The sequence below is a fragment of the Nocardioides nitrophenolicus genome (genome assembly GCF_016907515.1).
GTDB classification, from domain to species: Bacteria; Actinomycetota; Actinomycetes; order Propionibacteriales; family Nocardioidaceae; genus Nocardioides; species Nocardioides nitrophenolicus.
The window spans coordinates 2,919,530-2,932,501 of record NZ_JAFBBY010000001.1 but is presented as its reverse complement, the minus strand read 5'-3'; the positions used below and the strand labels follow the sequence as shown (position 1 = coordinate 2,932,501).

General features: G+C 74.6%; 12 protein-coding genes. 5 read left to right on the top strand and 7 right to left on the bottom strand.

Annotated elements, in window-relative coordinates; all coding sequences use genetic code 11:
• Positions 1 to 30: 30 nt before the first annotated feature.
• Entirely contained in the window at positions 31 to 1,176 is a 1,146-nt protein-coding gene (locus JOD66_RS14265) for a ScyD/ScyE family protein (protein ID WP_204837507.1), read from the bottom strand.
• 98 nt (positions 1,177 to 1,274) lie between these two features.
• On the opposite strand from JOD66_RS14265, the gene JOD66_RS14260 reads away from it, so the two are divergent.
• Positions 1,275 to 1,862, top strand: coding sequence for an SACE_7040 family transcriptional regulator (locus JOD66_RS14260; protein ID WP_204837506.1), 588 nt, complete (start codon positions 1,275 to 1,277; stop codon positions 1,860 to 1,862).
• A gap of 30 nt (positions 1,863 to 1,892) precedes the next feature.
• Here the strand turns inward: JOD66_RS14260 and JOD66_RS14255 are convergent, their stop codons facing one another.
• Complete coding sequence (locus JOD66_RS14255; RefSeq protein ID WP_204837505.1) at positions 1,893 to 2,318, bottom strand: hypothetical protein; 426 nt, start codon at positions 2,316 to 2,318, stop codon at positions 1,893 to 1,895.
• A 29-nt stretch (positions 2,319 to 2,347) separates the two neighbouring features.
• On the opposite strand from JOD66_RS14255, the gene JOD66_RS14250 reads away from it, so the two are divergent.
• The gene (locus JOD66_RS14250; protein ID WP_204837504.1) at positions 2,348 to 3,082 is read left to right on the top strand and encodes a PASTA domain-containing protein; all 735 of its coding nucleotides are present in this window, start codon (positions 2,348 to 2,350) and stop codon (positions 3,080 to 3,082) included.
• Positions 3,083 to 3,169: 87 nt separating this feature from the next.
• Here JOD66_RS14250 and JOD66_RS14245 read toward each other — a convergent pair whose 3' ends face one another.
• Positions 3,170 to 4,798 (bottom strand): acyl-CoA dehydrogenase family protein, encoded by a 1,629-nt coding sequence (locus JOD66_RS14245; protein WP_204837503.1) that lies wholly within the window; start codon positions 4,796 to 4,798, stop codon positions 3,170 to 3,172.
• A gap of 5 nt (positions 4,799 to 4,803) precedes the next feature.
• Positions 4,804 to 5,823, bottom strand: a complete 1,020-nt coding sequence (locus tag JOD66_RS14240) for a crotonase/enoyl-CoA hydratase family protein (RefSeq protein WP_204837502.1) — start codon at positions 5,821 to 5,823, stop codon at positions 4,804 to 4,806.
• A 63-nt stretch (positions 5,824 to 5,886) separates the two neighbouring features.
• Here JOD66_RS14240 and JOD66_RS14235 point away from each other — a divergent pair, with 63 nt between their 5' ends.
• On the top strand, positions 5,887 to 6,633 hold the full coding sequence (locus tag JOD66_RS14235) for a PaaX family transcriptional regulator C-terminal domain-containing protein (RefSeq protein WP_204837501.1): 747 nt from the start codon (positions 5,887 to 5,889) through the stop codon (positions 6,631 to 6,633).
• Here the strand turns inward: JOD66_RS14235 and JOD66_RS14230 are convergent.
• Positions 6,585 to 7,169 carry a hypothetical protein gene (locus JOD66_RS14230; RefSeq protein WP_204837500.1) on the bottom strand — a complete coding sequence of 195 codons (585 nt, stop codon included), beginning with the start codon at positions 7,167 to 7,169 and terminating at the stop codon, positions 6,585 to 6,587. The two genes, JOD66_RS14235 and JOD66_RS14230, sit on opposite strands and share 49 nt — an antisense overlap.
• Positions 7,170 to 7,238: 69 nt before the next feature.
• On the opposite strand from JOD66_RS14230, the gene JOD66_RS14225 reads away from it, so the two are divergent.
• The gene (locus JOD66_RS14225) at positions 7,239 to 7,841 is read left to right on the top strand and encodes a TetR/AcrR family transcriptional regulator (RefSeq protein ID WP_204837499.1); all 603 of its coding nucleotides are present in this window, start codon (positions 7,239 to 7,241) and stop codon (positions 7,839 to 7,841) included.
• Positions 7,842 to 7,866: 25 nt separating this feature from the next.
• Positions 7,867 to 9,453 carry a phospholipase D family protein gene (locus JOD66_RS14220; protein WP_307823522.1) on the top strand — a complete coding sequence of 529 codons (1,587 nt, stop codon included), beginning with the start codon at positions 7,867 to 7,869 and terminating at the stop codon, positions 9,451 to 9,453.
• A 13-nt stretch (positions 9,454 to 9,466) separates the two neighbouring features.
• Here JOD66_RS14220 and JOD66_RS14215 read toward each other — a convergent pair whose 3' ends face one another.
• The gene (locus tag JOD66_RS14215) at positions 9,467 to 10,150 is read right to left on the bottom strand and encodes an SWIM zinc finger family protein (protein WP_204837497.1); all 684 of its coding nucleotides are present in this window, start codon (positions 10,148 to 10,150) and stop codon (positions 9,467 to 9,469) included.
• Positions 10,150 to 12,933: a DEAD/DEAH box helicase gene (locus JOD66_RS14210; protein WP_204837496.1), complete on the bottom strand. Its 2,784-nt coding sequence runs from the start codon at positions 12,931 to 12,933 to the stop codon at positions 10,150 to 10,152. Before JOD66_RS14210 ends, JOD66_RS14215 begins: the two co-directional genes overlap by 1 nt.
• Positions 12,934 to 12,972 lie beyond the last annotated feature (39 nt).

Here is a 12,972-nt window from a genome sequence, read left to right as displayed (position 1 = left end):
AACACCCGTGTCCGATCCGCCGCGCCCGCCTCACCGCAGCCGGAGCAGCGCCCCCGGCCCGAACAGCGGCCCCGCGACGTACACGTGGTCGCTCACGTCCACCCCACCCGGGTTGACCAGCCGGCCCGCGGCGAGCTCACGCACCCGCGGCGTGGCGCCGCGGTGCCGAATCAGGAACAGCCCGCCCTCCTGCGCGCCCGGCAGGCCCAGCTCGAAGGCGAACCAGCTCTTCTTCGACAGCTCCAGGGCATAGATCCCCTTGGGTCCGGCGGCGAGGTCGGTGATCGAGGTGAACCCGTCGGCATACCTCGTGCAGGCGCCCTTGCGCGGGTGCAGGGGATCGCAGGTCGCGTTCTTCGAGCCGGGCTTGATCCGCCAAACCTGTGAGGTGCCGGGGGTCGCGGGGAAGCCGCGCAGCTCTCCGACGTACCAGTAGCCGTCGGCGCCGACCGTCACCGACGTGGCCACGGCCTCGGAGACGATGGGGGTGCCGGCGGGCGGGAGCGGACCCATCGGCGGAGGTACGTCGGGCAGCCCGGCCGGGACCGGCACCGTGCGCGGCACCAGCCGGGCGACCGTCTTGATCTTCCGCTTCTTGGGCCACACCCGGAGCAGGTCGTTGCCCGCCGCGTCGGAGACCAGCACGGTGCCGTCGTCCAGCGCCACGACGCCGAACGGGTTGCTGTCGGTGGGCAGGTTCTCCTGGTCCCACGGATCCGGGTCGGTCTTCTGGTACGCGCCGATGTCGACCACCGGCTTCGGCGCGGGCCACCCCCGCTTCCACTTGAACAGCGTGGCCGGCGGCGCCGCCGCCCGGCCGCGGAGCGCGGGCTGGCGCTGCTCCGGCGGCGGGCCCGAGGCGCCGGTGAGCAGGTAGATGACGCCGTGCGGGCCCTTGGCGATGGCGGGCGGGAACTCGCTGGGCAGGTTGCCGAGCGGGACCACCCGCGCCGGCCCGTGCCTGCGCTCGACCACCAGGCTGAAGTTCCCGCCGCTCTCCGTGACCAGCGTGCGCCCGTCTCCGAGCGCGTCGACGCCACGCGGACCCATGAGCGGGACCACCGTCTTGGGGGCGGCCCGGCCGCCGTCCTGCTGCCTCGCCACGGCGGGGGCTCCGATCGCCGCGAGCGCGAGCGCCGCCACCGTCGTACCGATCCTGATCGCTGCCTTGCCCATGGTCCGCTCCTCGGGGTCAGTGGCGCGCGCCGCACCGTCCCCCTGCCTAGCAGCGGCGATCCGACCGCGTCATGACCCAATCTGGGTAGCCTTCGGGGGTGACCGTGACCGAGCCGACCCGCCGCGAGCAGATCCTGGCCACCGCCGCCGACCTGTTCGCCGCCCGCGGCTTCCACGGCGTCTCCGTCGCCGACCTCGGCGCGGCCTGCGGCATCTCCGGACCCGCGCTCTACAAGCACTTCGCCTCCAAGCAGGCCGTGCTCGCCGAGATGCTGACCTCCATCAGCGAGCGCCTGCTCGAGGTCGGCCGCGAGCGCGTCGCCGCGGGCGCCGGTGACCCGTCCGCCGCGCTGCGCGGTCTCGTCGACTGGCACGTCGAGTTCGCCCTCGGCCACCGCCCCCTCATCATCGTCCAGGACCGCGACTGGGAGTCGCTCCCCGAGGACGCCCGCGAGCAGGTCCGCCGCCTCCAGCGCGCGTACGTCGACCTCTGGGCCGACCAGCTGCGCGCGCTGCGCCCCGACCTCGACAAGACCCGCGCCCACGCCGCCGCCCAGGCCGCGTTCGGGCTGCTCAACTCCACGCCCCGCGCGGGTCACGCGATCCCCGACGCGGCGCTGCGGGAGCTGCTCGGGTCGATGGCGTTGGGGGCGCTGGGAGTGGATGTGCCGGTCACAAGCAGCTGAGTGGACCCGGCGACGAGTGGCAAGGTGGCCTCACCGCCCGCCCCTGAGGGGGGCCGGGAAGTGGAGGCCGGACCCCCCGCCGCATGACGGGAGCCGGCCTCGGCGCTTTTTCAGTCCAGGATCGCGACGCTGGATCCCCATCGGAGAAGCGAGCCTCGATCCCCCGTACGACGGGAGTGGCGCAACACGGCGGACACCGCCGACGAGCTCGCGCACGACGACGACGTGGACCAGGTCCAGCGCGGCGATCCGGTCCACGGCCGCTCTGCGGGTGTCGGCCGCCTCGGAGTGCCAGTGCAGCCGCCGACGCGGCTTCGGCATCAGCTCCCGCATCGCGCTCCGCATCGCCTCCGCCGCACTCGGGTCGCCGACGCTCGCCGCGAGCACGTAGAAGCCCGAGCGGTCGACGCCGATCGACATGCTCTCGTCCACCCACGCGTGCCAGGCCCGAGACATGGACGCCCGGGCAGATCCTCTACATCGAGGTGGCCGGCAACGGCGTCGGCGCCGTCGGCGGCTTCAACGGAGGCGGCGCCGGTGGCTCCGCGGGCGCGCCCGGCGGTGGCGGTGGTGGCGCCTCGGACATCCGGCTCGCGCCACGCGCGGCCGGCACCTCGCTCGGCCTGCGGCTGCTGGTCGCCGCCGGTGGCGGAGGCGGGGGTGGTTCGACGCCGTCGCCGCCGACGACGAACGGCGGCGGCGCCGCGGGGGCCGTCCCGACGGCCGGGCAGGGCTATGGCGGCGGCGGCCAGCCGGGAACCGCCACCTCCGGTGGGGCGAGTGGCGCCGGTTGCGACTCGAGTGTCACCGCCGGATCGCTGGGCACGGGCGCCGACGGCCGGACCGGCTTCGGCTGCGGCTTCCCCTTCAGTGGTGGCGGCGGCGGCGGGAGCGCGAGCTCGGCCGGCTCGGGCGGTGGCGCGGGCTCCAGCGGCACCGGCGCCGGGGCCACGAACACCTCGATCGCGACCGACACGACCGGCCAGCCGGCCATCTCGCTGACCTACACCGCGGGTCCGACGACCTGCACCGTTCCCCAGCTGGTCGGCCACAAGATCAAGGCCGCCCGCAAGAGGCTCCATGCGGCGGGCTGCCAGGTCGGCAAGGTACGCCGGACCCACCCGGGTGCACGCTGGGTCGTGCGCCAGAAGCCCCGGCGGGGAACCGTGCTGCCCGCCGGAGCCGCGGTCAAGGTCAAGCTCGGCGACCGCCCCCGCTGACCGTCTCGCCGGGATAGTCCCTGCTCAAAAGCACCGAAACGACGCCCTTCCTGGTGCTTTTGAGCAGGGACTATCCCGAATGAGCGGTCAGAAGACCGGCTCGGTCCGCTCCAGGATCGGTGCCAGGTCCAGGCCGGCGGGCAGTGTGCCGAACGCGCTCCCCCAGTCCCGGCCCAGCCGGGTGGCGCAGAAGGCGTCGGCGACGGCGCTCGAGCCGTGCCGGATCAGCAGCCCGGCCTGGAAGACGAGAGCGATCTGCTCCACCAGCCGGCGCGCCCGCAGCTCGATGTCGTCGAATTGGGTGAGCTCCTTCTTCAGCGCCGTGACCGCGTCGTCGTAGCGCGGGTCGGAGCCGAGGGCCAGCTCGGCCTCGCCGAAGAAGGCGTCGAGGGACTCCGGCTCGCGGCCGATGGCGCGCAGGGCGTCGAGGGCGGCGACATTGCCGGAGCCCTCCCAGATCGAGAGCAGCGGCAGCTCGCGGTAGATCCGGGCCAGGTCGAAGTCCTCGATGTAGCCGTTGCCGCCGAGGCACTCCAGCGCCTCGTTGGCGACGACGGGGCCGCGCTTGCAGACGTAGTACTTCGTCGCCGCGAGCGCGAGCCGGCGCAACGCCGCCTCCCCGGCGTCCCCGCGTACGGCGCGGTCGTTGGCGCCGGCGAGGCGCATCATCGCGGTGGTGGCGGCCTCGGACTCGACCGCGAGGTCACTCAGCACATTGCGCATCAGCGGCTGGTCGATGAGCAGCTTGCCGAACGCCGCGCGGTGGCGGGCGTGGTGGGCGGCCTGCACCAGCGCGGCCCGCATCCCCGACGCCGAGCCGATCACGCAGTCCAGGCGGGTCATGTTGACCATCTCGACGATGGTCTTGACCCCCTTGCCCTCCTCGCCGACCAGCCAGCCGACCGCGTTCTCGTACTCGATCTCGGACGACGCGTTGGACTTGTTGCCGAGCTTGTCCTTGAGCCGCAGGAAGCGGATCGGGTTGGCCTCGCCGCCGGGCAGCACCCGCGGCAGCAGGAAGCACGAGAGCCCGCCCGGCGCCTGGGCCAGGGTCAGGAACATGTCCGACATCGGCGCCGAGGTGAACCACTTGTGGCCGACGATCCGGTACGTCCCGTCGGGCTGGGGCGTGGCCGTCGTCGTGTTCGCGCGTACGTCGGACCCGCCCTGCTTCTCGGTCATCGACATGCCGGCGATCAGACCGCGCTTGGTCTCGGGGTCGCGCAGGCCGAAGTCGTACGCGCGGTTGGTCAGCAGCGGCTCGAAGCGGGCGGCCAGCTCGGGGTTGGCGCGCAGCGCCGGGACGACGGCGTAGGTCATCGAGATCGGGCAGCCGTGGCCGGCGTCGACGTTCCAGGCGTAGAACTTCGCGGCGCGCGCGACGTGGGCGCCCGGCCGGTCGTCGGCCCACGGGGCGGCGTGGATGCCGTGGCTCACCGCGGTCTCCATCAGCCGGTGGTACGCCGGCACGTACTCCACCTCGTCGATCCGCCGCCCGTAGCGGTCATGGGTGTGCAGCCGCGGGGGGACCCGCTCGGCGAGCCGGCCGAGCTCGATCGACTCCTGGGTGCCGGCGAGCAGCCCGACCGCGCGGACCTCCTCCAGCGCCCACCCGGCGCCCTCGCGCTCGAGTCCTTCGCGCAGGGCCGGATCGGCGGAGGTGTCGTGGCCGACGAGCGGCGGAACCTGGTTGACGACGTCGTGCGTGCTGGTCATGGCGCTCATCCCTCGTGGTCGGTGACATTGCTGGTGGTGGGGCCGCCGTCGTCGTACGGCGCCCCGTCGCGCTCGCGCACGGCCTGCCGGAAGCCGACGGCCGCGGCGCGCTGCTGGAAGGCGTAGCCCTCCCGGGTGTGGCGGGAGATGCCGTCGAAGACGGTGCTGATCAGCTGGCTGTTCTGCACGCCCTGCGCGAGGAGGGCGGAGTTGAGGGCGAGCTTGACCATCATCAGCTGGTTGAGCGGCATCGCGGCGATCCGCCGGACCAGCCGCTCGGTGCGCTCGTCGAGCTGGTCGGGCTCGGGGGCCTCGATCGCGAGTCCCCACTCGGCGGCCTCGCGGCCGGTGAGGGTGTCGCCGGTCAGGAGCAGCCGCTTGGCGCGCTGGTCGCCGAGGCGGTGCGCCCACAGTCCGGCGCTGGGCACTCCCCAGACCCGGGTGGGCGGATAGCCGATCTTGGCGTCGGCGGCGATCACGATCTGGTCGCAGTGCAGCGCGATGTCGGTGCCCCCGGCCACGCAGAAGCCGTGGATCTTCGCCACGGTGGGCTTGTTGGCGTGCAGCAGGCTGGCGAAGCCCTTGGTGAAGCGGCTCATCATGGCGTAGTCGACCATCGGGTCCCAGGTGCCGGCGGGGTCGTGGTTGAGCATCTGCACGCTCGGGTCGAGCACCGTGCCGGCCCGGGGCGCGGCGCCCGCCATCCGGCCGTCCATCAGCCCCTCGGCGCTCGCGGCGAGGTCGTAGCCGCCACAGAAGCCCTTGCCGCGTCCGCTCAGCACGATCACGTGCACCCGCGGGTCGAGGTCGGCGCGCTCGACGGCGTCCGCGAGCTCGACCGGGGTGTCGGGCGTGATCGAGTTGCCCTGCTCGGGACGGTCGAAGGTGAGCCGCGCGACCCGGCCGTCGACCTCGTAGGTCAGGGTCCGGTACGCCGGCGGCTCGCCCGCCGGCGGCTCCGCGGCGCGGTACGGCGAGTCCGTGCCGTCCGTGCTGGCGCGCCGCCAGGGCGCCTCGTCGACCATGCCGTGATATTACGCTTAGGCCAACGCTTGTGTCCAGATTCGTAACGGTGGGAGAATCGGTCCATGCCCGACGTCGCCCCGCTCTCGGCACGCTCGGTGATGCTCAGCCTGCTGCTCGGCTCCCACCCGGACCGGATGTCGGCGGCCGAGCTGGTGCGCGCGGGCGAGCACTTCGGCATCCCGGCCGCCACGGCCCGGGTCGCGCTGACCCGGGCGGTCGCCGCGGGCGACCTGCGCCGGGCCGACGGCGAGCCCGGTCAGTCCGGTCGGTACGTCCTGGGCGAGCGGCTGGCCGCCCGGCAGCGGCGCCAGGACGAGGCGGTGCTCGACGCCGAGACCGGCTGGGACGGCTCCTGGGAGCTGGCCGTCGTCGTGGTCGCCGGGCGCACCGGAGCCGAGCGGGCGGCCCTGCGCGAGCGGCTGGCGTCGTACCGGCTGGCCGAGCTGCGCGAGGGGGTGTGGACCCGGCCGGCGAACCTCCGCCGGCCGCGGGGGTACGCCGGCGAGGCGGTGCTGAGCACCTTCACCGCGACGCCCGACGACGACCCCGCCGATCTCGCGACCCGGCTGTGGGACCTGGGCGCGTGGGCCGAGGCCGGCCGCGCCCTGCTCGGGCGCTTCGAGCAGACCACCGCGCCGGCGCCACGCCTGGCGGTCGCCGCCCACATCGTCCGCCACCTCGCGACCGACCCGCTGCTGCCCGCCGCCCTGCTCCCCGCGGACTGGCCCGCGGCGGCGATGCGCTCGACGTACGCCGGCTATCAGGACGAGCTGCGCGAGCTCGCCCTGTCCGCGGTCTCGCCCGCCTGAGGCGTCCGCCGCGACGTCGGCAGCTCCCAGAGCGGGCCGAACAGGAACCAGAAGCCGACGACCACCCAGGCCCGCGCCACCCAGCCGAGGAGGACGGGATCCTGGTCGGAGTCCGCGACGAGCAGGATCAGGCCGAACAGGACAGCCGAGGCGATGGCCGCGGCGGTGACCACCCGGAACCACTCACGCCACAGCACCGCCATCCGCTCCGGGCCGTGCTTCGGCGCCTTCACGGGCGCCGGCCCGCCGGCGAAGCGGTGCGCGAACCTGACGTCGGCCCAGCGGACCAGGGCGGGACCGAACGCGACCGAGAAGCCGAGGTAGATCGCGGCGAGCCCGTGCGTCGTACCGGCCTCCGCGCCGCGGTGGAGATCGATCGCCGTCGCGGCGACGAGGGCGACGTCGAGCAGTGGGATGAGCGCGAGCACGACCGTGCTGGCGCGGCGCCGGCGCAGCAGGTAGCGCAGCGCGAGCCCCAGTCCCAGCAGCACCCAGAGCCCGATCTCGGAGGCGGCGATGAAGGCGGCGACGAACACGACTGCTCCCTGTGGTAGCACGGGTGTGCGAACACCCGAACCGTAGCACAACCGTGCTAATATCGTGCCATGCCGCGCACCATCGACCACGACGAGCGACGCCAGCGGATCGGCGAGGCCGTGTGGCGGCTGGTGCTCCGCGAGGGCGTCGGCACGGTGTCCCTGCGGACCGTCGCGGCCGAGGCCGACCTCGTGCTCGGCTCGCTGCGACACAGCTTCCCGACGAAGGCCGAGCTGCTCGCCTTCGCCATGCGTCTGGCCCACGAGCGCGCGGCCGCGCGGATCAGCCGCCACGCCGCGATCAGGGACCCGCGCCGCCGCGCCGTCGCCGCCCTGCGCGAGCTGCTGCCCCTCGACGACGAGCGCACCGTGGAGATGCGCGTCCACCTGGCCCTGATGGCCGAGGGGCCCCGGCACGAGGAGCTGACCACCCTCGCCGACACCGCCCACGATGCGATCGGCGAGCTGTGCCGGCGGCTGCTCACCGACCTCCGGGACGCCGGTCTGGTCGCTCCTCAGCGACACCTCGGCCGCGAGACCACCGCGCTGCACGCTCTCGTCGACGGGCTCGCGCTGCACGCCATGCGCGACCCGGGCCGTCGTCGCGCCGCCACCCGGGCGCTCGACGACCACCTCGACGCCCTCGCCGGCCCGCCCCCCGGCCGGCCCTGACCGGCCGATGGTGTTGGCTGGTCGGGTGCACGGCGATCACGCCTCCTGGTTCCTCACCTCGGTCGAGCGGGGCAACCCCCACACCGTGCTCGACGCCGACAAGCCCGGCGCCACCGCCTGGTCACTCGGCAACCAGGCCACGCCCCTCGTGCACGGGTCGGCGTACTTCGCCGAGCTGGCGGCCTGCCTGGCCCGCCTCGGCCCCGGCGACCTGGTCCTCTTCACCGACTGGCAGGGCAATGGCGACGAGCGGCTGACCGGTACGACGGGCAGCGAGCTGATCGAGGTGCTGGGCGCGGCGATCCGCCGTGGCGCCGACGTACGCGCTCTGATCTGGCGCTCGCACGCCGGACTCTTCGGCTACAGCGCGGAGGACCACCTCGAGCTCGCCGACCAGCTCCAGGAGCTCGGCGCCGACGTCCAGCTCGACATGCGGGTGCGCCCCGCCGGCGCGCACCACCAGAAGTTCGTGGTGATCCGGCACCGCGACGACCCGACCCGCGATGTCGCCTTCGTCGGCGGCATCGACCTGTGCCACGGCCGGCGCGACGACGCAGCCCACCACGGCGATCCGCAGGCGATCGACATCGCCGACGAGTACGGCGCCACCCCGCCCTGGCATGACGTCCAGGTCGCCCTCCACGGGCCGGCGGTCGCCGATGTCGAGACCGTCTTCCGCGAGCGCTGGGACGACACCAGCCCCACCACCCGCAATCCGGTCCGCCGGCTGCGCGACGCCAGGGCCCGGGTGGACGCGGCGCGGCGCCCCCTTCCCCCGCAGGCGGCGCCGCCGCCGCCCGCGGGCAGGCACGCCGTCCAGCTGCTGCGTACCTATCCACGCCTCGGCATCGGCTGGACCTACGACTTCGCGCCCGCCGGCGAACGGTCGGTGGCGCGCGGCTACACCAAGGCGCTGGACCGGGTGCGCTCGCTGGTCTATCTCGAGGACCAGTTCCTGTGGGGCGACGAGATGAGCCGGGTGCTGGCCGACGCGCTCGAACGGTCGCCCGAGCTCCACGTGGTCGCCGTGCTGCCCATGCATCCCGACCAGGACGGCGCACTCAACCGCGACCCGCAGCTGCTCGGCCGGCAGCGCGCCATCCGGCGGCTGCGGGCCGCGGCCCCGGACCGGGTCGCCTTCCTCGCCCTCGAGAACCCCGCGGGGACGCCGGTCTACGTGCACGCCAAGGTGTGCGTGCTCGACGACGACTGGGCCACCATCGGCTCCGACAACTTCTGCCGGCGCTCGTGGACCTGCGACTCCGAGCTGACCGTGGCGGTGCGCGACGACGCGGAGGTCGCGCCCGGCGACGGGTACGCCGCCCGGCTGCGCGCCACCCTCGTCGCCGAGCACCTCGACCGCGCGCCCGATCCTGATCCCGGCCCGCTCGACGGGCGCGCCCTGTTCGCGACGCTCACCGGAGCCGCCGACGCGCTGGATGCCTGGCACGCGGGCGGCCGCCGCGGCCCGCGCCCGCCCGGCCGGCTGCGCCGGCTGCCCGAGCCGGTGGTGCCGCGCTGGCGGCGGCCGCTCGCCGGAGTGCTCTACCGACTCGTGCACGACCCCGACGGTCGCCCCTGGCGGCTGCGCCTGCGCGGTCCGTTCTGGTGAGCGCCGCCGACGCTCAGAGCAGCCCGTCGGGGAGCTCGGCGCCCGCCTCGAACAGCGCGACCAGGCGCTGCGCGCGGACCGCGGCGTCGACCACCAGCTCGACGTCGTCGGCCAGGTCGGCGGACAGCAGCGGCCCCGGGCCCGGGTCGGGCGTGGCCCGCGCGTGCAGGTCGGCGAGCAGGTCGTCGCGCTCCACGCCCCGCAGCGCGAAGAGCACCAGCGGATCGGCGTCGACCAGCCAGCCGGCCTGGACCAGCACCGCGATCGCGTGGGGGCACGGGTCGAGGTAATGAGGGCAGGTGCACGACGCGCTCAGCTCGCCGCCGTACGGCAGCAGCTCGACGCCGACCTCCTCGGCATGCTCGACGAGGTCATGGGGCAGGTTGCCGGCGAGCAGCTCGGCGATCCGGCCGGACTCCGCCGCCACCGCCTCGACCAGAGCCGCGCGGGCGGTCTCGTCGAGGACGGGTACGCCGACCTGCACCGTCCACGCCTCGTCGCCGTCGCGACAGGCGGCGAGCAGCACGCCGGGCTCGACGCTGATCGCGCCCACGTCGCCCCGGCGGGCGTGGGTGCGGCCGGGACGCAGCTCGGCCTCGGAGTAGGCCGCCTCCTCGACCGCCCGCTGCCAGGCCTTGCCCCACCAGGAGCGGACGCCGCGCGCCGGCTGGGCCTGACGGGTGAAGGTGGTGCGCATCAGCCGCGCCCGTCCTCGGCGAACTCGGCCGCCTCGCGCGCCTGGCGGCGCAGGGTGACCAGGTCGCGCAGCTCCTCGTTGCTGAGCTCGGTCAGCGCCGCGTCCCCGCGTGCGAGCACGGCGTCGGCGAGCTGACGCTTGCGGTCGAGCAGGCCCGCGACCCGCTCCTCGATCGTGCCGCGGGTGACCATCCGGTGCACCTGGACCGGCCGGGTCTGCCCGATCCGGTAGGCCCGGTCGGTGGCCTGCTCCTCGACGGCGGGATTCCACCACCGGTCGAAGTGGACGACGTGGTCGGCGCGGGTCAGGTTGAGGCCGGTGCCGCCGGCCTTGAGCGAGAGCAGGAAGACCGGCACCTCCGCGGCCTGGAAGCGGCGGACCATCTCCTCGCGCCGGGCGACCGGGGTGCCGCCGTGGAGGAACTGGTGAGGGACGCCGAGCGCCGTGAGGTGCTGCTCGACCAGGCGCGCCATCGCGACGTACTGGGTGAAGACGAGGACCGCACCGTCCTCGGCGAGCACCGTCGCCACCAGCTCGTCGAGCAGCTCCAGCTTCTCGGAGCGGCCGGTCAGCCGGATCGCCCCGGACTGCTTGAGGAACTGGGCGGGGTGGTTGCAGATCTGCTTGAGGCCGGTCAGCAGCGCGAGCACCAGCCCGCGGCGGGTCTCCTCGTCGGCGCGCTCGATCCGCTCCATGGTGTCCTTGACGAACGCCTCGTAGAGCACGACCTGCTCGCGGCTCAGGCCGAGCAGGTGGTCGGTCTCGGTCTTCGGCGGCAGCTCCGGCGCGATACCGGGATCCGACTTGCGCCGCCGCAGCAGGAACGGCCCGATCAGGTCCGCGAACTGGCGTGCCTTGGTCGGCTCGGCGCCCGACTCGATCGGCGCACCCCACACCCGACGGAAGGCCTGCCGGCTGCCGAGAAGGCCCGGCACGCACCAGTCGAGGATCGACCAGAGCTCGGTCAGGTCGTTCTCCACGGGCGTGCCGGTCAGGGCCACCCGGGCGCGGCTGGGGAGCCGGCGCAGGGCGCGGGCGGTCGACGTGCGGGAGTTCTTGACGTGCTGGGCCTCGTCGGCGACCACCAGGTCCCAGGCGACGCCGGCGAGGGTGTCGGCGTCGCGGCGCAGAGTGCCGTAGGTGGTGAGCACGAACCCGCCCGCGAGGTCGTCGAGCGAGCGGGAGCCGCCGTGGAACCGGCGGACGGGTACGCCGGGCGCGAACCGCTCGATCTCCGCCTCCCAGTTGCCGAGCAGGCTGGCCGGGCAGACCACGAGGGTCGGTCCGCCCTGGGACCGGCCGTGCTCGAGGCGGTGCAGGTGGAGCGAGATCAGGGTGATCGTCTTCCCGAGGCCCATGTCGTCGGCGAGGCAGGCACCGAGGCCGAGGCCGGTGAGGTCGGCGAGCCAGGTCAGCCCGTGGCGCTGGTAGTCGCGCAGCCGCGCCGCCAGTCCGGCCGGCTCCTCCAGCGGCGCTCGGGTCGCCGCCTCGAGGATCTGCTCGCGGACCCGCAGCAGGCTGGCGCCGACGATCACCTCGGTCGTCGCGGGCTGCTGGTCGCCGGCGGCCGGCAGCTCGGTCACCCCGGTCAGCGCCGCCGCGAGCGCCTGCGCGCCGCTGGCCTTGCGGATCAGCCGCCGGCGCGCCCGCTCGGCGGTGGTCGGGTCGACCACCGTCCACGCCCCCCGCAGCTTGATCACCGGGCTGGCCGCCTTCGCGAGCTCGGCCATCTCGTCCGGCGTGAGCGCCTCGCCGTGCAGCGAGACCTGCCACGAGAAGGAGAACAGGCCCTCGGTCGAGAACGGACTGTCCTGCAGTGGCAGCTCCTCGCCGCGCCCCGGCCCCGCGCTCACCGTTCCCTCCCGACGGCGGTCGAGCACCGCGCGGGTGGTGAGCTCGGGTCCCAGCGAACGCGGCCAGTGCACGTCGACCCGGGCATCGCGCAGCGCGCCGACGTGGGCCAGCAGGCTGCCGATCTCGGTGCCGTCTAGAGTCAGCTGGTCCGGCACGGCCAACGCCAGCAGCCGGTCGAGCACCGGCCACGCGTCGGCCGCCGCCCGCAGCGCGATGCTCGCGTGCACCCGCGCCCGGCTCCCGAAGCCGTGCTCGGCCGGGCCCCCGGTCCACAGCAGCGCCGCATCGCAGACGTGGAGCGGGTCGCGCTCGTCGTGGACCTGGAGCACCACCCGGACCGTGCCCGCGACCAGCTCCTCCTCGGCGGCCTCCACCCGCAGCGAGACCCGCACCAGCTCCGGCAGCACCGCGTCGTCGCGGCGCTCCGCCATCCGCCGGCGCACCCGGTCGGCGAACTGGTCGGGGGTGCGGGCGGAGGGCGCCGGCGTGGTGGCGGCCGGGTCCCGCGCCGGGTCCCGCGCCGGCGCCCCGGCCGGCGTGGGTCGTCGCGTCGGCGCCGCGCGCGGCAGCGTGTCGGCCACCGCGTCGAGCATCCCGCGGACCACGTCGTCGCTCTCGTCGAACGACTGGGCGAGCCGGACGACCGCGTCGTCATCGCGAGGGTCGAGCCCCGCGACCCGCCAGCTGCGGCCCTCCCCGTCGGGAGCCACCTTGCCGGCCGCGACCAGGCGCAGCCCGAGCAACGCGGCCCCGCTGAGCAGACGCACGCTCGGGTGGGCGTCGTCGCTCGACCGGGACCGGCTCAGCACCGGCAGGGCAGCGCTGACCGGCAACGCGATCCGGCGAGCACCGGCGGCATCGCTGAACTCGATCGTCGCCGGGTCCCCGGGCCGGAAGGTCGCGGGTCCGGAGACGGGAACGAAGCTCACATGGGGACGCTAACGGGTGGGTCCGACACGAAGTTCCCA

Bases quoted from the DNA above. Each gene is read 5' to 3' on its own strand.
- JOD66_RS14255 (WP_204837505.1), bottom strand. From the start codon at position 2,318: ATGTCTCGGGCCTGGCACGCGTGGGTGGACGAGAGCATGTCGATCGGC.
- JOD66_RS14240 (WP_204837502.1), bottom strand. From the start codon at position 5,823: ATGGTCGACGAGGCGCCCTGGCGGCGCGCCAGCACGGACGGCACGGAC.
- JOD66_RS14225 (WP_204837499.1), top strand. From the start codon at position 7,239: ATGCCGCGCACCATCGACCACGACGAGCGACGCCAGCGGATCGGCGAG.
- JOD66_RS14235 (WP_204837501.1), top strand. From the start codon at position 5,887: ATGCCCGACGTCGCCCCGCTCTCGGCACGCTCGGTGATGCTCAGCCTG.
- JOD66_RS14265 (WP_204837507.1), bottom strand. From the start codon at position 1,176: ATGGGCAAGGCAGCGATCAGGATCGGTACGACGGTGGCGGCGCTCGCG.
- JOD66_RS14215 (WP_204837497.1), bottom strand. From the start codon at position 10,150: ATGCGCACCACCTTCACCCGTCAGGCCCAGCCGGCGCGCGGCGTCCGC.
- JOD66_RS14245 (WP_204837503.1), bottom strand. From the start codon at position 4,798: ATGACCAGCACGCACGACGTCGTCAACCAGGTTCCGCCGCTCGTCGGC.